This window comes from Myxococcus sp. CA051A (genome assembly GCF_013336705.1).
Classification (GTDB): domain Bacteria; phylum Myxococcota; class Myxococcia; order Myxococcales; family Myxococcaceae; genus Myxococcus; species Myxococcus llanfairpwllgwyngyllgogerychwyrndrobwllllantysiliogogogochensis.
Window position 1 is genome coordinate 82,779 of record NZ_JABUMS010000008.1, and the last position, 17,289, is coordinate 100,067.

Here is a 17,289-nt window from a genome sequence, read left to right on the forward strand (position 1 = left end):
CCAGGCTCGGGGAGCAGCGGCGTCAAAACGCGACGCCGACCGCGATGCGGTAGTCCGCGGAGAGCCCCAGCTGAGGCCTGCGCGGGCCCATGTCGATGACGATGGGGTGCCACATGCCATCCTCATTGACGTCCCGTGCCGTCGAGAAGGCGTTGCCCACGCCCACGCCCAGGGACAGCACGAGCCGATTCCAGAGGAAGAGCGAGTAGCCCACCTCGAGCGCCTGGTGCAGCGTGAAGATGGTCCTGTTGGCCCCATCATCCTTGACCCCCAGGATGCTGATGCCCAGCTTCCCTCCGACGAAGAGCCCCTCCGGGGCATTGCCGAAGAGATGGTAGCGGGCGCCCGCGTCGAACCCGCCCATCGTGTAGCTCGTGACGCTGGTCTCCTGCCAGTACGAGGGCTCGAGCGTGAACGCCCAGTACGGGGTGAGGGCGTGGGCGTACTCCATCCGGAACGTCACCGCGAACGCGAGTGACAAAGGGTGGAGCAACACCATCCGGTGCGGCGTGACCTGGGCCCAGGTCGTGGCGGGGTCCTCGGCCCCCTTGGTCACGATGGGGGCGAAGCTCGCCGGCACCATGTCCTCCTCGTCGAGCTGGAGCGACTGCGCCGCCTGGATGCTGAACTCGCGCACGGCCGGGCGGTCCGGGCCCTTGCGCACCAGCAGGTAGCGCCCCGGGCGAAGTGCCACCTTCATCTGCCGCTCGCCAGCGGGGGTCTCGATGACGCTTTGCCCCGTCGACGTGAGCACCACCTCCAGCGGTCCCCGGCGCTGGACGAGCACGACGACACTGTCGCCCGAGTCCACACGGGTGAGGGCCAGGTCATCGCGCCCCCGGAGGTTCATGTCGAAGCTGGGGTGCTGCAGGCGCTCCACGAACACCGACGTGTCGCGGATGGTGAGCTGCTTCGCATAGGTGAAGGCCTCGACGAGCGACACCTCGCCATCTCCGGCGATGTCGGCGGCGCCGCGCAGCCCCGCCACCAGATGATGGGTGAAGAACGAGCCCTCCAGGGCCTGCGTCTCGTGCGCGTTCTCCAGGCCGGAGCTGGAGGCGATGAGCACCGAGCCCGTGCTCTGCACATGGAGGGGCACCTCCAGCGCGAACGGCGCCTCCGCGTGAAGCCCCTTGGCCTGCGTCCACCCTCCGCCACGGCACGCGTCGATGATGCCCACCCGCACCGTGGCATCCGGGCTTTCGATCCGCTGCTTCAACGCGGCGAGCAGGAGCGGTGCACCCTGGGGATACAGGGCCTGCTGGTCCGCGTGCCCGGAGTAGTAGAAAAGCAACATCGTGTCCCCGGGCGTCGAGCGCAGGCGCGCAAGCTGCCCGTCGAGCGCCGCGAGCACCGCCGCGGGGGTGGGGTCCAGGAGCAGCGCGACATCCTCCGCGCGGACCTCTCCCACCTGAACGAGGACGTCCGCCACCCGCCTCGCATCATCGTGCGCATAGCGCAGGGCGGCCCGGCCGGGCACCGCCGCGTTGGAGCCCACGATGACGGCCATCCGCCTCGACGCGGGGGGCGTGGCACGCGCCTCCTCGGCCCGGGCCGTGGCGGTCATCAACCACGAGAGCAGGACGACGAGGCACGCGCGGGTGAATCCATTCATGGCGGAGGACCCTTGGGCAGACGCAGCTCGGTGGTCCACAGCTTCTCAGTCCTGGGCGCGTCGGAGAAGAGCGCCTCGGTCTGGGACGTGGGCAGCGGCTCGCTGCTGAAGAGGACGCGCAGGACCTCTTCGCCCCCCGCCTCGTCCACCCGCCAGCTCGCGGGCAGCGCCATGTCTGGCCCCTCGGAGAGCGGCCCCGCGAAGAGCACCGCCCACCCCGACGGCGCGCGCGCGGCCACGGCGACGTACCGGTACGACTCCGATGACACCTGCAACCGGATGCGGTCCTCGGGCACGAGCGGCGTCTGCCCATCCCAGAGGAAGACCTGCTCGCCGCGCTTGAGATGGACCGCGACAGCGGGCGCGCCCTTGGGGGCCACGTACGGCGTCCCCGGGACGACCACGAACACCAGACAGGCCAGCGCGGCCGTGGCGACGAGGGGCAGACCCCATCGCCTCCACTCCAGACGCCACGTCCCACGGGGCGGAGCTGTCCCAAGCGACCGCGCCCACGCGGGCACGGACTCGGGCTGCTTCACGCGCTGGAGGTAGGCACCACATTCGGCGCAGGTCTCCAGGTGCCGCGCGAGCGACGGTGCTGGCGGGCCGAGCGCCGCGCGGTCCAGTTCGAGGAAGGAAGGATGCCGTGGGGTCGTCGTCATGGTCCGAGCGTCCTCCTCAGGTGCTCCACCTGCTCATCGAGCCGCTGGAGGAGTCGCCGCACGGTGCGCTCCGACACCTGGAGCACCTCGGATATCTCCTGCTGCGTCAATCCATCCAACCGGCTCAGCAAGGCGGCCTCCAGCGCATCCGCGGGCAGGTGGCGCGCATAGGCTTCCAACTCCTGACGCCGCCACAAAGTCGCCTCGGCGGAGCGCTCATCCGACAGCTCCTCCGAACGGTGGGCGGATGCGCTGCTCGGGCGTTGGCGGAGCCGGTCCACGGCCAGGTTCGTGCTGGTCCGGTAGATCCACGCGGTCGCATGGCGGGCGTCCTTGGGGAGCCCCGTCCGCCACAGCCGGATGAAGGTCTCCTGCGCGACGTCCTGCGCCTCGTCGGAGTCCCCCAGCATCCGGCGGCACTTCTCCCGGATGAGCGGGAAGTAGCGCAGGTAGGCGCTCTGGATGTCGGTGTCCAAGGCTCTGGGAGGCTCCGGAGGGATTCTCCGAGGGAAACGAACAGGGGCCAGAAAAGCGGACAGGAAATCTCGCGGCGAATCTCCGAACGAAGGTCTGGCCGGTTCCGAGCCCCCGCCCCGTTGTTCTGGCGGACCGGAGGGATTCATGTCTCGACTGCCGTTGCACCTGGCCAGGTGGGCCTTCACCCTGGGACTCCTGCTCGCGCCCCACGCCCCGCTCGCGCAGGAGCCGCCCGAGGCACCACGAGAGGGACAGGTGCGAGGCACGGTGCGCGCCCGGGGCACGCGCCGCCCCCTGGCCGACGCCGCCCTCCAGGTGTCCGGCGTGTCGGAGGTGGTGCGGCCCGACGCGGAAGGCCGCTTCGTGCTCCAGCTCCCCGCGGGCACCCACTCCATCGAGGTGCGTGCCCCCGGCCACAAGCCCACCACCTTCCTGGAGACTGTCAGCCAGGGCCAGCAGGTCGAGGTCATCTACCGGCTCGACCCCTTGAAGGTGAGCCCCTACGAGACGGTGGTGAGGGAGGACCGGCCGCGCACCGAGGTGACTCGCATCCGACTGCACGCGCAGGAGGTTCGCGAGGTGCCCGGGACGCAGGGAGACCCCTTCCGCGTCATCATGGTGATGCCGGGCGTGGCGAGCCTCGCCTCCGGCCTCGGCTATCCCGTGGTGCGAGGCAGTCAGCCGTCCTCCACGGGCTTCTTCGTCGATGGGGTCCGCCTCCCCATGCTCTACCACCTGATGCTCGGGCCGGCCGTGGTGCAGCCCGAGTTCATCGATGCCATCGACTTCTTCCCCGGGACACCGCCCGTCCAATACGGGCGACTGCTCGGCGGCATCGTCGAGGGCCGCGTCTCCCGCCCGCGCGAGGACCGGGTCCACGCCTCGGCCACCCTGGACCTCATCAACAGCGCCGCCTTCCTGGAGGTGCCGTTCGCGTCCACCGGCACCAGCATCAGCGTGGGCGGCCGGATGAGCTACACGGGCCTGCTGAGCTCGCTCCTGGTCAACAGTCTCTCCAAGCCAGGCTCGAACGCCGTCGGCGCCGAGTTCTGGGACTACCAGGCCCGCGTCGACCAGAAGGTGGGGCAAGGGCGGCTGCGCCTCCTGGCCCTCGGGAGCTCCGATGTCCTGGCATCCTACGCTCCCGAGGAGGAGGGGGAGATACCGGGCATGCCTGGCATGCCCAAGGACCCCACGAATGGCGGCGGCGGAATCACGCGCTTTCACCGGATGGACCTCCGCGGCCTCCACCCGCTCGCCGGCGGGGAGCTGGAGGCGGGCCTCACGGCGGGCATCGACACGGTGGGCATCTTCTCCGAGCGAGGCCCTCCCCGCGTCCGAATCGGTGAGTTCACCCTGCGGCAGAAGAGCCTCGCGGGGCGCCTGCGCTGGAAGCGGGAGCTGGGGTCGACGATGCAGCTCACCGTGGGCGCGGACGTGGAGCAGCGCCAGGGAACGGTGGTCGCCACCGGGAGCGAGGCCCCCGCCGGCTCCCAGTACTTCTCCGAGGACGACCCGCTCACCCGCCCCACGTCGGACGCCCGCACCAGCGGCGCCTACGTCGAGCTGCAGTGGAGCCCGTCACCGCGCTGGAAGGTCGTCCCTGGCGTGCGCGCGGACGTCTATCAACTGCTCGGGGAAGTCACTCGCACGGCGCTCGAACCCCGGCTGACGGTGCGCCACGCCCTCACGGAGGCCCTCGTCCTCAAGGGGGGCGCGGGCCTGTTCCATCAGCCCCCCACCGTGCTGCTCCAGCTCCCGGTGATGGAGGCGTCCGGCCTTCGCTACGGGCTGCAGGAAGGCCTGCAGTTCGACCTGGGCGCAGAGTGGAGGCCCCATCCCGCGTGGGAGCTGAGCGCCGACGCCTTCTACAATCCCTTGCGTCGCACGGTGGAGTTCAGCCTCCAGCAGCTCCTCGACCTGCGGCGGCGAGGCGGCGTCGCGGCGGCGGACCCGGCCGGCAGCGGCCACGCGTATGGCCTCGAGCTGATGGCCCGCCACGCGCTCGGCGGAGACTGGTTCGGATGGGCGTCCTACAGCTTCCTCCAGAGCCGGCGCCGGGTGCGCATCGAGCGCTACGATGACCAGAACCAGTTGCTGGGCACCGACCACGCCACCGTGCCCTTCGCCTTCGAGCAGGAGCACGTCTTCAACGCGGCCCTCAGCCGCAAGTTCGGCAATGGCTACACCGTGGGGGCCGTCGTCCACTTCAACACGGGCCGCCCCGAAACAGGGGAGTTCACGCCGCAGCCCATGCGCGCCTCCGAGGACAGCGAGGGCAATCCCCGGTGGGTGCGGCAGGAGCGGAGCCAGGCGGGGCGCCTGCCCTCCTTCTGGCGCGTGGACCTGCGCGCCGCCAAGGCGTGGGCCCTGGATGACCTCGTGCTCGAGGCCTCCCTCGACCTGCTGAACGCCTCATTCCAGAAGGAGGTCCTCTTCTACGAATACACCTCGGAGCCAGCGGGCACGGATGGGACCTCCCTCGTGCGCAAGGCACGGGGCTTCCCCATCGTCCTCCCCATGCTGGGGCTGAAAGGAACGTACTGACATGCGCCTCACCCTTCTCGCGGGCCTCCTCTTGGTGAGCCTGGGTAGCGCGGGCTGCGAGCCCTTTCCCGACTCCCCCATCTTCTTCTACGGCATGGCCCTGAGGGCTGACGGCTCCCCTTTCCACGCGACAGCGTTGCCACTGGACGGGGGACGACACGGCAAGCTCTACGGCGACCCGCTCGACTTCTCGCCGTATGGCATGACGACCACGCGCGACAATGGCGCCTTCCTGCTGGAAATCCTCTCGGGAGACATCGGGTCCATCGCGACGGTCAGAGGCTCCGCGCCAAGACCGAACGCCCGCGCCCGTTTCCGGGTGGCGACGCCCCTGGAGGACGGCCCGGCGGCGTTCGTCTCGTTCACCCAGGTCAACGGAGGAGGAGACTCCGAGCTGCCGGTGCTGCGTGTCTGGGATGCGGACCTCGCCTGGAGCGATGCCCCCACCGGAAGGTGGCTGACCTTCGCACCGCCACCGTCCGCGCCCGAGGCGCCCCGAGGCGTGGTGGTCGATCTCGACGACACCACACCGCAACCCGGAAGCCCGAGCGGTGACCTGGAGGACCCCTCGATTCCGCGGCCCGTGTTTCAGCTCCACACGAAGGAGGGCCTCGTCTGGAACGAAGAAGCCGTCACCTCGCCGAGGCCCTTGTCACCCTGGCTGCTCGAGGACTTCGCCACACTGGAGGCCCAGGTGCGAGTGGTGAGCGCGGGCGCCTGGCGCCGCGATGCCCTCACCAGCGACGAGGCCTGGCTCCACTTCCGACTCGAATGGCGCAGCGAGCGACTGCCATTGCCGGCGGGTGCGTTGCGCCCACTCAGCCGGGGGGCCCGGTGCCATCCGGTGACTGACGTGCCCTGCCCGTTCACGGATGGGCTGCTCGCCGAACAGCGCATCTCCGAGCTGTGGCCGAGGGGGGAGCCCTCTTCCAGCCCACGGCGCGTGGGCGTGCAACTGGAGACGCCAGCCCAGCTCTCGCGCGTGGTCATCCGCGGCCTGAGGACGTATGGACAGGAGGTGGTCATCGAAGGCAGCGAGGACGGAGTGCAGTGGTCCGAGCTCGCCAGGCGACCGCTCGCCGAATCACCCACGACAGGGAACAGCCGGCTCTTTCGCGACGTGAGCGATGCGGACAGTCCATGGGACCCACCGTTCCCGGGCCATGACTACGCCTTCCTCGACATTGCCCTGCCTGGAGGACCCCGGGTCCGGTACGTCCGCCTGCTGTCGCTGTGGTACGAGGCCCAGGAGATAGAGGTGACCTCCGTCGCGGAGCTGTCCCTCTTCGAGTGAGACAACCCGGCTCCCAAACTCCTTGCCAGATGGGCGGCCGGACTTGGTGGGTGGAGGGAAATCGATAAGCTCGTGGCCTGCCCAAGCCCATGCCAATTTCCAACTGGGAGCAGGACGGGTCGAGGGAGGGACGATGAGGTATCTGGCCCCGTGGCTCGGAGTGTGGCTGTCTGTCCTCGCGGGCTGCAGCGTGCCAGGACTGGAGGAACTCAAACGAGGGCGCGCCCTCCCTGTTTCCATCCATTACACGGCGAGCTTCAGGACGGGCTGTATCCGTGTGGTGGCGCAGGGGGAACAGGACGCCACGACAAGGATGGAGGAGACAGCCTCGAACCTGGCCTCCATTTCCCCCCCATTGAAGTGGGTGCTTCTGCGCAAGCCCCATTGGGGCGGGGACGTAAGTCTTACCGTCACCGCGCACGAGCAGACTTGTAATGGGCCGGAGGTGGACCGTCAGGTGGTCGTCTTCGCGGCGGGAGTCGAGGATGAGCAGTCAGTGATGCTGGAGACGCCGGACATGGACGCGGATGGCTACGTCCCCCTCGCGAACGGCGGCACGGACTGCGACGACAGCATCGAAACGGGCGCGAGTGCCTTTCCTGGCCACACCGAAGTGTGTGACGCCGTGGACAATGACTGCGACCAGGTACTCAACGAGGGATTCACCGTCCTCTATCCCGACGGAGATGGTGATGGAGAGGGTGATTCGTCCAAGCCGTCCTGCGAAGGCGCCTTACCGCCCCCGGAGTTCGTGGCGAACGGCCGGGACTGCGATGACTCGGACCCTGGAGTGAAGACGACGGCGGCGGAGGTGTGCGACGCCATCGACAACAACTGCAAGGGAGGGGTGGACGAGGTGGGGGACTGCGGGGGCACGCTGCGAGAGGTCGCCGACTTTCATCTCCAAGGTCCGGGTGGCGACGCCCCCTGGAGGACGGTGGCGATGTCCCCAGCGAATGGCGGGTATCCCGTGTGGATCGCCGGCCTCGGGGGACAACTGGTCGTGCGCAAGGCGGCGAACGAGCGGTTCGAGAGCTTCAGCTTTGGAGCCTCGACGACGACGCCGCCTCCAGATGGGAGTCCGCCGGCCAGTCCGAACCATTGCGGCAACTACGGTTGGTATGCCTCGTGGGTTGATTCCGAGGGGGCTGTCTACCTGGGCGGAGCGTCCGGCCGGGTGGCGATCCATGACGGGGAGACGTGCGCCTTCGCGTCGCAACTTCCCGTCAATGACAAGGTGGTGGGAATGGTGGGCTTCGAGAATGGCTCCGACACCATCGTGTACATGGCCACCGACGCGGGCCAGCTCTTCTACTGGAGGACCTTTGAATGGAACCTCGGGAGGCCTCCCCAATCAACCGCCAACAGCTCTCGGGAGGGTCACCGCTACACGGGGCTGCACGGCTTCTCCGCGGACCTCACTCAAGACGATAATGAAGAACTGTGTGTGTCGGCGGTCACGGGAGGCAAGCAAGCGGTCTTGAGCTATTTCACGAGGAACGACAGCCTGCATGTGCAGTCTCTGGACAATCCTGGCGACATCAGCGGAGCCATGAATGCGGTGTGGGCAAGGTCCTCCACCACGGCATGCGCGGTCGGTGACCGGGGAGGCGTCTGGCGGAAGAGTGGAGTGGCCGAATGGACGCAGCAATCCGTTCCCCCTAGGGAGGCGGTCGACTTCAGCAGTGTGGTGATGTTGTCGAACGGCGACTGCTACATCGTGGACAAGAGCAACAATGGCAGGCTGCATCGGCTGACGAGCCTTGGCTGGGCCAAGGGGCCAAGCCTTCCCACGCACCTGACGGACAAACCCTTGCACGACCTCGCGATGGAGACGGCGGCGAACTTCTGGCTTGTCGGAGACGGGCGCGTGCTCCACTACCCGGAGCCGCCGTAGCCTCCGATTCGAGGTGTCTTCGAGCCTACGGGTCACGACAGCCCGTGCCATTCCGCCGCGCGGCTCCGCGGAATGGCACGAGCAGCGAACACGAGGTCTACAAGGTGCTCTCGGGTGCCATCACGGACGGGTCCATCGGGAATGGCGCACCGAAGCCGGGGATGTCGGAGACCAGGTCATAGACGAGGTCCGCGAAGATGCTGTGCCCGTAGCTGGTCGGGTGCGCGAGGTCCCAGAACAGGTACTTGTCCGGGTTGACTGACTTGCCTTCGCACGAGTCCTTCACGTTCGTCAGCCCATACGTGGACGGAGACGCGATGATGAGATTGAGGTGCTTGTGAGCATCCACGCCATAGAAGGTCACGGTCGGGTAGTCGGTGCGCAGCCGCTTCAGCGCCTGAACCCACAGGCTGTTGAAATGTGTCACGGGAGGCGCGAACACGTACGTCCCCAAGCCGCCCGGAATGATTCGCGCCTTCGGCGTCTTCTCCAAGGGGGGAAGGTTCACCCAGACAATCTTCTTGGCGCCCGCGGCCACCAACTTACGAATCTGCGCCTCGACGTTCGAAGCCGCCTGGGCCGCCGCGGCCTTGATGGCCGTCGAGTTCAGCGGGTTGTCTTCCACCTTCCGGCTGATGTCGTTGGCGCCGCCCCACAACGTAAACAGCGTCGTGGGGGTGATGAGCGGAGCCTTGTTCAGGTAGGAGTTCACCTGGGTCGTCATTCCGCTCGTAAGCGCCCCGCCTCGTGCGTAGTTCGTCCCTCCGTCGTCGGAGGCCGTGAGCGGCAACCCGAGCGCGGTGGCGAGCTGTTTGACCCACACCCCGTAAATCTGACTGGCCGGTTGAGTGTTCGGACCGCTGGTGGAGACCCCGTTGTTTCCGTTGTCGCTCAGGCTGTCGCCGAACGCGACGATGGCACTCTGCGCGCTGGCATGCAGGGGCGCGAGCACGGCCAGGGTCATCCACCCTGTCAAAAATGACTTCTTCATCCAGAGACTCCGAGTCGAGGGGTACCCAAGCGAACCTATCCCCGGATTATCTGATTATCAATATTTGCTAGTTTTCTTGCCTGCACTCGCGGGGAGGGCGCGCGCGGACGGACGGTCCGACCTGGCGCCTCCTCGCCGCCGCCCTCGGGCAAAAATAAATCCCGTGTCGATCTCCCCAAAATACGTTCGTCGTGAGGATGAAGGCGACGCTCACCTCATCCAACCCTCTGAAGGAGACGCACCATGGGCACCAAGATCTTCGTCAACCTCCCCGTCGAGTCGCTGGACCGCGCCGTCGGTTTCTTCACGAAGCTGGGCTACACGTTCAACCCCCAGTTCACCGACGCCAACGCGACGTGCATGGTCATCAGCGAGGACATCTACGCGATGCTGCTGGTGAAGCCCTACTTCAAGGGCTTCATCAAGAAGGAGGTCGCGGACGCCACGAAGACGACCCAGGTCATCATCGCGCTGACCGTGGACAGCCGGGCCGCCGTCGACTCGCTGCTGGAGAAGGCGCTCGCGGCGGGCGCCAAGGAGTCCAAGGAGAAGATGGACCAGGGATTCATGTACCAGCGCAGCTTCGAGGACCTGGACGGGCACCAGTGGGAGAGCTTCTGGATGGACCCCGCCGCCGTCCAGCCGCAGCAGTAGGCACCTTGGAGGGCAGTGCCGCCCTTCGAGAGAGGCTCGAAGGGCGCACGCCACCCCTCGCGACAGCTATTGCGAGAAGGTCTCGATGGCGCGGAGCAGCGTCTCCGGCTGGACGGGCTTGGCCAGAAAGCCCGAGGCCCCACCTCGAGTCAGCTTCACGGCGGTGGCGGCATCCGCGGAGAGAATCAGCAGCGGAATCGAGGAGAGCGCGGGGTCTGCACGACAGGCGTTGTAGAACGTCTCGCCATCCATGACGGGCATCCGGATGTCCAGGAGGATGAGACCAGGACGCAGTCCCTGTCGGAGCAGCTCGAGCGCCACCTGGCCATTCGACGCGGGAACCACCTTGTAGTCCCTGCCCTCCAGAATCTCCGAGATACCGAGCCGGACCTCGTCCTCGTCCTCGACAACCATCACCGTGGTTGAACCGGCGTTCCCACGCTCCATGGACGCAAGCTCCGGCCCATGACTCGCGCTCCGTGCGGGAGCGTCGTCACTCGCACGCTGACCCGTCATCGACCGGGGGAGCACCACCGTGAAGGTCGTCCCCTCTGCTTCAGAAGAACGCACGGAGACCGTTCCTCCGTGGCTTCGAACGATCTGCTCGACGATGTAGAGCCCGAGGCCCAACCCTCCGCCCGCCACGCGCCGCTGCGCGTGCTGGCCCTGTCGAAAGGGATTGAACAGCACCGGCACCAGGTCATCCGGAATCACGGGTCCCCGGTTGTGCACCGCGAAGACGACCTCGTCAGCCTCCGCCCGGAGTGTGACGCGGACGGGCGCTCGCTCCGCTCCGTACTGCAGGGCGTTGGTGATGAGGTTGGTGGCCACCTGCGTGAGGCGGCCAGGGTCCCAGTCGCCGAGGACGACCACCTCCGTCGCCACCAACTGAATCTCCCGCCCGGGATGGGACAGGCCCAGGTCATCCAGGGCCTCCTTGAGGAGCGCCAGGAGGTCGATGCGCTGCCGGGACACGGGCAGGTGACTGGTCACTCGAGCATGGGTGACATCCAGGAGGTCATTGATGATGAGGTTGGCTCTCTCCGCGCTCCGCAGGGCTCGCTCGATGGCCTTCGCCCGCTGGGGGTCTTCCGTCTTGCGCAGGAGGTGGGAGGCAACGGTGGTGATGACCGAGAGCGGATTGCGCAGGTCGTGGCTGACGACCCCCACGAGGATCTGCTGGAAGTCATGGGCCGCGGCGAGCTCCCGTGTCCGCTGCGCGTCCTCGTCGCGAAGCTTGATCATGGTCAGGTAGGCGCCGAGCTGCGCCGTGATGACCGAGAGCAACCGGAGATGCTGCACGTCGTAGGAGATGTCCTCGGAGGGCTCCATGCGAACCAGGCCGATGACCTCGTCCAATCCCATCAAGGGCAAAGTCAGATGCGGATGCGCATCGGACGAGCGGCCAATCTCGTCGGCGTGCGCGATGAGGCGGAAGAGCCGGGTGAGGGTCGACAGCAGCGCCCCCCGCTCCGAGGCGGGCGGCTCCGGCACCACGACCAGCGTGTACGAAGTGCCTGAGAACGCCTTCAAGAGCGCACATCGCCGGTAGGGAATGAGCACCCGCGTCAGCTCCAGCGTGCGCTGGACCCGCTCATCCGCCCTGTCGGCCGATTCGAGCGTGCGCGCAATCTCGGAGAGGGTCCGCGCGATGCGACCAAGCTCGGCGTCGTACTCCGCGCTCATGGGCTCTCCCTCGGCTCCCGGGTGGGAAGGCCGGTGAGAACACCGCGCAGGTCCTTGAAGCGCCCCGAGGTCACCTTCAAGCCGTCCGAGCCCACGGTCATCGACCGAAGCTCGGAGTTGTGCTTGATGCCGCGCGCCTTGAGCACCGAGATGGCCCGCTCCAGCTTGTTGCCTATCTCCACGTAGCGCAGCTGGATGAGGTTGTCGGCGATGAAGGAGACCCCGTGCCCCGAGATGACCGCGGTGCCCAGCAGCTGCTCGGATTCGACCGTCATCAGGAGCGTGACGCCGGCGCCGCGCATGTGCTTCGCGATGGCGTAGACCATCTCCTTGTAGCGACGGTCCGAGGGCACCCCCAGGGACATGGTGGTCAGGCTGTCGAACACCGCTCGGGTGGCCCCCAGCGCGCTCACCTCCTTGCGAGCCTCATAGAGGAAGCGGTCCGTCGACAGCTCCACGGGTGACGTGTACTTGATGACCAACTTGCCCTGCTCCTCGAGCGCGGCCAGGTCCCAACCCACGCTGCGCGCAATCGAGCGGAGCTGGTCGGGAGTCTCCTCGAGCGTGAAGAGGACGCCCTTCTCACCCCGCTGAGCCCCCTCGATGAGGAACTGGAGACTGAGCAGCGTCTTTCCGCTGCCCGTTCCGCCCTGAATCACCGTCGCGCTCCCGCTTGGGAGGCCGCCACCCAGCAGGTCATCCAGGCCCTCGACGCCAATGGTGGCGCGCGCCCCCGGGTCCGCGCTGGGCTGGTCCTGGGTGTCCGAAGGAGTGCTCACGCGAGGGTAGAACGAGACGCCCGCCTTGCTGATGTCGAAGAAGTGCCGGCCCGACGTGTAGCCCGCGCCCCGCAGCTTGAGCACCTCCAGCTCGCGCACCGAGGTGAGTTCCTGCCGCTCGCTGCCCAGACGGATGATGCCATCGGCCACCGCGAACTCGGCGAAGACGGGGAACTCCTCCCGCGTGTATTCGCCGACGAGCAGCGTCGTCGCGCCCCAGCTCGCCGTCTGGACCGCGAGGTCATAGATGAACGGACGCGCCCCCCCACCCTGGTTCTGGAGGAGCTCGCCGATGGCGCGAAAGCTGTCGATGGCCACGAAGTCCGGCTCATGCTTCTCGACGCGCGCCTCTATCTCCGCGAGCGTCCGCTCCGCGCCCTGGCGCACGCACGCACCGAGGTCGACGAAGATGACCTGCTTGTCGAGCAGCTCGACATCGAAGAAGTCGAACAACTGCATGTAGCGGATGACCTTGAGGGCCGGCTCGGAGAGCGTGGTGAAGTAGAGGCACTTCTTTCCCTGACGCGCCGCATGGAAGAGCATCTGGAGCGTCAGGACCGTCTTTCCGGACCCCGGCTCGCCGGCGATGACCACCATGGAGCGGGCGGGAATCCCGCCTCCGAGAATCCGGTCCAGCGCCACGTCACCCGTGGTCTCGGACTCGAGAGAGGTCTTCTTGGCGATCATGACTCATCCTCTGGAGGAAACAGACGACAGCGCTCGATTTCGGGAATCCCGCGGAGCCTGCGAAGGACCACGGGGCCCGTGAGCTCCCGCAGGAGCGGCTGCAGCTCGCGTGCGACTTCGCGCAGGCCGTCCAGCGTTCCGGCGGTGCCGGCCTTCCATTCGGGGGGAAGGAACAGGTGGTACTCGAAGCGCTCCCGGCTGACGGAGATGCCTTGGAGTTCGGGCACGGTTCTCGCGGCGTGCTTCAAGCTGCGACGGATGAGGGTCGCCGTGGCCGGCGTTCCCAGCAGGTCGGCCAACGCCGACCAGAGGACCTCGAAGAGCACCGCCGCCTCACAGTCGGGCGGATGGACGGTCTCGGTTCTCTGAGGCTGCTCACGCTTCTCGGTCACGGGCCATCCAGTCCGGGCGCATGCGAGCAGCCCCAAGCCAATCCGCTGTCACTCGCTTCGGCGTCCTCGTCCCGCCATCCCATGAGGTGACGAGAAGCAGGGCGTCACACTTCGCGGCCCCGAGCCTTGGGCCGCGCATTGCGCTGACGCTCTTCCGCCAGACGCTCGACGTCGCCTCGGCGCACGAGCCGTCGCCCGCTCATGGTGCGCAGCGCCGGCAGGCGGCCCTTGTCGCAGAGCACACGCACCGTGTCGGGCGAAAGGCCCAGGACATGCCCGGCTTCGCTCGGCGTCAGAAGCTCTTCGGGGTCGCGATTCGACAAAAATGCCTCCCGCTCACGGTACGAAGATCCAGGTTCCTGGATCGCCGGAGGGAGTTAGGCATTGAACTGCGGTCCTGCAAGGGTGGGCGTGAAACACCACGGCCGCGGAAGGGCCCACGCCACGCCACGACTCAGCCGACGGGCACGCCAGGCATGTCGCGGACGACCTTCTCGAGCTCCGCGCGGGCCACCGACTCCGGCGTCCACGCCATCGCCACGTCGCGCAGGCTTCGCGCGAGGCCGCTCTCCCACTGGGCGACCTTCCCGAGCATCCACGAGCGGTCGCGGATCCGCTCCGCGCGCGGGCGACGGAAGCTCTCGTAGCGGGCCAGCGCCGCGTCCGTGGGGCCCTGCGTCACGAGGAGGTGCGCGAGCGCGGCGGCGTCCTCGATGGCGAGCCCCGCACCCTGCCCCAGGTTGGGCGTCACGGCGTGGGCGGCATCGCCGAGCAGCACGACGCCGGGACTCCACCAGCGCGGCGCGGAGCAATCCTCGATGTCGTTGTGCCGCAGCCCCTCCAGCCGCTCGAACGCCGCCAGCGCGGAGCGGGCCGGGTCCGCGAACTCGGCGTACAGGGCCCGGAAGCCAGCGAGGTCCTTCCACGGCGGAGGCGCGCGACGCGGAGCATTGAGCGTGAGGAACACGTACGACTTCCCTGCTCCCAGCGGCACCACGCCCGCGCGCTTTCCCCGGCCCCACATCTCGACCACGCCGTCCCCGAAGTGCCCGTCGACCACGAGGCGCCAGCACGTGTAGCCGGAGTAGCGCGAGGGCACGTCGGCGCCGGGGACATGGGCCCGCACGGTGGAGCGGATGCCGTCCGCGCCGACCACGACGTCATAGCGACCCGCCGTGCCGTCGGAGAACACCACGTCCACGCCGTCCGCGCCGCGCTCCAGGCTCGCGACCGTCACGCCGTGTCGCGGCGCGGGGGACGCGGCACGCAGGACCCGAAGCAGCTCGTTGCGGTGGATGGCCGTGGCCGGGGGCGGCATGTCCGGCATCGCGTAGGCCGTCTGCTGGAGCACGCGGCCAGAGGCGTCCGTGATTCGGGCCAGGCCCACCGGATGCCCGGCGGCGACGACGGCCTCGTGCAACGCAAGCCCCTTCATCACCGACATCACATTGGGGCCGAGCACGATGCCCGCGCCCTCGTCCTCGTAGGAGGGCCGCCGCTCGACGAGGTCGGCCTCCACGTCACGACGCGCCAGGGCCGCGCCCAGCGCGAGCCCACCGATTCCACCGCCGACAATCAGCACCTTCACGACGACCTCCTGGAACCCAGTCCGACGAGCAGCGTGGCCAGGGTGCGGCGCAGGACGTCCCTCGCTTCGGCCCCCGTCGAGTGCGTCAGCGGCGAGAGCATGCGCAGCACCGCCGCGTGGTACACGGAGAAGACAAGCTCCGCCGCCAGTTGGAGCTCCACGTCCGCGCGCAGCTCTCCGCTCGCCTTCGCTTCGTCCACGATTCGCGCCAGCGCGCCGACCAACCTCGCCAGCGCGGGCCGGTGCAGCGACTCGGCGGCGCCCGTGAGCCACGGCAGCTCCTTCACCACGGCGCGGGCCAGCTCGGGCTGCGAGGCGTAGTGCGCCAGGAGCGGTGTGAACAGGTGCATGCACCGGTCCACGAAGGCGCCGTCCGGCAGGGACGACACGGCCTGCTCGACCAGCGGCATCGCCTCCGCGCGCCACAGCTCGTGCAGGAGCGCGTCCTTCGTCTCGCCGTACACCAGCACCGTGCCCGTCGCGACGCCCGCCTCCTCGGCGATGGCTCGCACCGTCGTGCCCGCGTACCCGCGTTCCACGAACAGCCGCTTCGCAGCGGCGCGGATCCGCTCCCACTTGTCGCTCTTGGCTCGCTCACGCAGGGACATATTGAACCCGTTCAAATTTGAACGCGTTCAATATTCGCCGGGTCTTTTCTCGTCAATGGGGTGATGTCCACCCCCCGCAGCTTGCTCAAGAGCCCAATGATTCCAAGGGCCTGCGGACTCGGGCCTGCCGTGTTCGCGGGGTTCGCGATGAAGGCCCGACCGACGCAACTCTTGCCCGGTGATCCCGATAATCCCTGCAGGTTCCATCCAATTTATCGTGAGGCCCCCCATGGGTTTCGACATCCGCAAGACGCTCAACACCGTCCGCACCAACGTCCAGAAGACCGTCCAGGACGTGCAGAAGACCGTCCAGGAGAACAAGGAGCTCATCAAGGGCGGGACCGCGGTCGCGACCCAGAGCGCGAAGGCCTTCGGCTTCGGCAAGGACGCCTTCCAGCAGATCAAGAACATCAAGAAGGGCGCCGAGGGCCTGCTGACGGGCAAGAACCTCGACTTCGTCAGCAACCCCACCTACGCCAAGGGCGAGTTCAAGGGCCTGACCAAGCTGGGCGCGAACATGAAGGCCTTCGCGCGCCACGCGGGCATCCCCGGCGCGCTCTTGTCGGGCGCCACGGCCGTCAAGGACATCCGCCAGGCCATCCGCACCGGTAGCAAGGACGACATCATCAGCGCCACGCGCTCGACGCTGGACGCGACCAAGGCCGGCCTCACCGCCGCGACGGGCGGCATCGTCGGCGGCAAGGTGATGGGCGGCGTGCTCGGCGGCACCGTCTTCAAGGACAAGCTGGAGGCCGGCAAGAAGGCCGTCGACGCCTTCAAGAGCAAGCTCCCCAACGCCAGCGACGACGTGCTCAAGGCCGTCAAGAACGTCGCCACCAAGGGCGTCTTCGAGGGCGCCACGGCGAGCGGCATCACCAAGGCCGCCAAGAACGTCGCCGCGGACGTGGCGAAGACGGGCGGCACGCTGGCCGAGGGCATCCTGGGCAGCGGCACGCGCCAGGCCGCCAAGGCCGCGCTGAAGGAGGTTGGCACGGAGGTCGGTGAGGCCGCCCTCAAGCAGGGCGCGAAGGCCGCTGGCACCACCGCCGCCAAGGCGCTGGGCCGGTTCGCTCCGGGCGTCAACGTGGCCATCGCGGCGGTCGACGTGGCCAACGCGGGCGCGACGCTGATGGACAAGAACGCGAGCACGGGCAAGAAGGTGACGTCTGTCATCACCGCCGTGGGCTCCATCGCCGCGGCCACCAACATCCCGATTGTCAGCCAGGTCGGCGCCGCGGTCTCCACGGTGTCCAGCATCGTGGGCGCCTTCTTCTAATCAGCGCCCCTCCCTTCGGGGTTTGTCAGAGCGGCTCGGCTGGACTATGCCCTGGTCCATGCCGAGCCGTCGCTTTTCCCCCCATTGGCGCGGACGCTGGCACGCCTATCTCCCGGGAGCATTCGTGAGCAGCAAG

Annotated in this window: 15 protein-coding genes; 5 read left to right on the plus strand and 10 right to left on the minus strand. The window is 68.0% G+C overall.

Annotation, left to right across the window (positions count from 1 at the left end; all coding sequences use genetic code 11):
* Window positions 1-22 precede the first annotated feature (22 nt).
* The 3 genes from HUA74_RS23245 to HUA74_RS23255 are packed head-to-tail and all read right to left on the minus strand — an operon-like array spanning window position 23 to window position 2,753.
* Window positions 23-1,615, minus strand: a complete 1,593-nt coding sequence (locus HUA74_RS23245; RefSeq protein WP_174456297.1) for a caspase family protein — start codon at window positions 1,613-1,615, stop codon at window positions 23-25.
* Window positions 1,612-2,277: a hypothetical protein gene (locus tag HUA74_RS23250; protein WP_174456298.1), complete on the minus strand. Its 666-nt coding sequence runs from the start codon at window positions 2,275-2,277 to the stop codon at window positions 1,612-1,614. Before HUA74_RS23250 ends, HUA74_RS23245 begins: the two co-directional genes overlap by 4 nt.
* Complete coding sequence (locus tag HUA74_RS23255; RefSeq protein WP_174456299.1) at window positions 2,274-2,753, minus strand: RNA polymerase sigma factor; 480 nt, start codon at window positions 2,751-2,753, stop codon at window positions 2,274-2,276. Before HUA74_RS23255 ends, HUA74_RS23250 begins: the two co-directional genes overlap by 4 nt.
* Before the next feature lie 145 nt (window positions 2,754-2,898).
* On the opposite strand from HUA74_RS23255, the gene HUA74_RS23260 reads away from it, so the two are divergent.
* From HUA74_RS23260 to HUA74_RS23270, 3 genes are all read left to right on the plus strand, one after another.
* Window positions 2,899-5,301, plus strand: a complete 2,403-nt coding sequence (locus HUA74_RS23260; protein ID WP_254625204.1) for a TonB-dependent receptor — start codon at window positions 2,899-2,901, stop codon at window positions 5,299-5,301.
* A 1-nt stretch (window position 5,302) separates the two neighbouring features.
* Window positions 5,303-6,595 (plus strand): hypothetical protein, encoded by a 1,293-nt coding sequence (locus HUA74_RS23265; protein WP_174456301.1) that lies wholly within the window; start codon window positions 5,303-5,305, stop codon window positions 6,593-6,595.
* A gap of 313 nt (window positions 6,596-6,908) precedes the next feature.
* Window positions 6,909-8,492 (plus strand): putative metal-binding motif-containing protein, encoded by a 1,584-nt coding sequence (locus tag HUA74_RS23270; protein ID WP_174456302.1) that lies wholly within the window; start codon window positions 6,909-6,911, stop codon window positions 8,490-8,492.
* 97 nt (window positions 8,493-8,589) lie between these two features.
* Here HUA74_RS23270 and HUA74_RS23275 read toward each other — a convergent pair whose 3' ends face one another.
* Window positions 8,590-9,483 (minus strand): SGNH/GDSL hydrolase family protein, encoded by an 894-nt coding sequence (locus HUA74_RS23275; RefSeq protein ID WP_174456303.1) that lies wholly within the window; start codon window positions 9,481-9,483, stop codon window positions 8,590-8,592.
* 243 nt (window positions 9,484-9,726) lie between these two features.
* Between HUA74_RS23275 and HUA74_RS23280 the strand changes: the two genes are divergently transcribed.
* Window positions 9,727-10,137: a VOC family protein gene (locus HUA74_RS23280; RefSeq protein WP_174456304.1), complete on the plus strand. Its 411-nt coding sequence runs from the start codon at window positions 9,727-9,729 to the stop codon at window positions 10,135-10,137.
* A gap of 66 nt (window positions 10,138-10,203) precedes the next feature.
* On the opposite strand, the gene HUA74_RS23285 is transcribed toward HUA74_RS23280, so the two are convergent.
* From HUA74_RS23285 to HUA74_RS23310, 6 genes are all read right to left on the minus strand, one after another.
* Window positions 10,204-11,823, minus strand: coding sequence for an ATP-binding protein (locus HUA74_RS23285; protein ID WP_174456305.1), 1,620 nt, complete (start codon window positions 11,821-11,823; stop codon window positions 10,204-10,206).
* Complete coding sequence (locus HUA74_RS23290) at window positions 11,820-13,289, minus strand: ATPase domain-containing protein (RefSeq protein WP_174456306.1); 1,470 nt, start codon at window positions 13,287-13,289, stop codon at window positions 11,820-11,822. The genes HUA74_RS23285 and HUA74_RS23290 overlap by 4 nt, the downstream gene beginning before the upstream one ends.
* Window positions 13,286-13,681 carry a hypothetical protein gene (locus HUA74_RS23295; RefSeq protein WP_141640335.1) on the minus strand — a complete coding sequence of 132 codons (396 nt, stop codon included), beginning with the start codon at window positions 13,679-13,681 and terminating at the stop codon, window positions 13,286-13,288. Before HUA74_RS23295 ends, HUA74_RS23290 begins: the two co-directional genes overlap by 4 nt.
* Window positions 13,682-13,785: 104 nt before the next feature.
* Window positions 13,786-14,004: a helix-turn-helix domain-containing protein gene (locus HUA74_RS23300; RefSeq protein WP_217440864.1), complete on the minus strand. Its 219-nt coding sequence runs from the start codon at window positions 14,002-14,004 to the stop codon at window positions 13,786-13,788.
* A 131-nt stretch (window positions 14,005-14,135) separates the two neighbouring features.
* On the minus strand, window positions 14,136-15,269 hold the full coding sequence (locus HUA74_RS23305) for an FAD-dependent monooxygenase (RefSeq protein ID WP_174456307.1): 1,134 nt from the start codon (window positions 15,267-15,269) through the stop codon (window positions 14,136-14,138).
* Entirely contained in the window at window positions 15,266-15,877 is a 612-nt protein-coding gene (locus tag HUA74_RS23310) for a TetR/AcrR family transcriptional regulator (protein ID WP_174456308.1), read from the minus strand. The genes HUA74_RS23305 and HUA74_RS23310 overlap by 4 nt, the downstream gene beginning before the upstream one ends.
* 229 nt (window positions 15,878-16,106) lie before the next feature.
* Here HUA74_RS23310 and HUA74_RS23315 point away from each other — a divergent pair, with 229 nt between their 5' ends.
* A complete protein-coding gene (locus HUA74_RS23315; RefSeq protein WP_174456309.1) occupies window positions 16,107-17,153 on the plus strand; it encodes a hypothetical protein in 1,047 nt (348 codons plus the stop codon).
* The last annotated feature ends 136 nt before the right edge of the window (window positions 17,154-17,289 follow it).

Coding starts and splice junctions, on each gene's coding strand:
- HUA74_RS23245 (WP_174456297.1), bottom strand. CDS start 1,615: ATGAATGGATTCACCCGCGCGTGCCTCGTCGTCCTGCTCTCGTGGTTG.
- HUA74_RS23250 (WP_174456298.1), bottom strand. CDS start 2,277: ATGACGACGACCCCACGGCATCCTTCCTTCCTCGAACTGGACCGCGCG.
- HUA74_RS23260 (WP_254625204.1), top strand. CDS start 2,899: ATGTCTCGACTGCCGTTGCACCTGGCCAGGTGGGCCTTCACCCTGGGA.
- HUA74_RS23265 (WP_174456301.1), top strand. CDS start 5,303: ATGCGCCTCACCCTTCTCGCGGGCCTCCTCTTGGTGAGCCTGGGTAGC.
- HUA74_RS23270 (WP_174456302.1), top strand. CDS start 6,909: ATGGAGGAGACAGCCTCGAACCTGGCCTCCATTTCCCCCCCATTGAAG.
- HUA74_RS23275 (WP_174456303.1), bottom strand. CDS start 9,483: ATGAAGAAGTCATTTTTGACAGGGTGGATGACCCTGGCCGTGCTCGCG.
- HUA74_RS23280 (WP_174456304.1), top strand. CDS start 9,727: ATGGGCACCAAGATCTTCGTCAACCTCCCCGTCGAGTCGCTGGACCGC.
- HUA74_RS23285 (WP_174456305.1), bottom strand. CDS start 11,823: ATGAGCGCGGAGTACGACGCCGAGCTTGGTCGCATCGCGCGGACCCTC.
- HUA74_RS23290 (WP_174456306.1), bottom strand. CDS start 13,289: ATGATCGCCAAGAAGACCTCTCTCGAGTCCGAGACCACGGGTGACGTG.
- HUA74_RS23310 (WP_174456308.1), bottom strand. CDS start 15,877: ATGTCCCTGCGTGAGCGAGCCAAGAGCGACAAGTGGGAGCGGATCCGC.
- HUA74_RS23315 (WP_174456309.1), top strand. CDS start 16,107: ATGGGTTTCGACATCCGCAAGACGCTCAACACCGTCCGCACCAACGTC.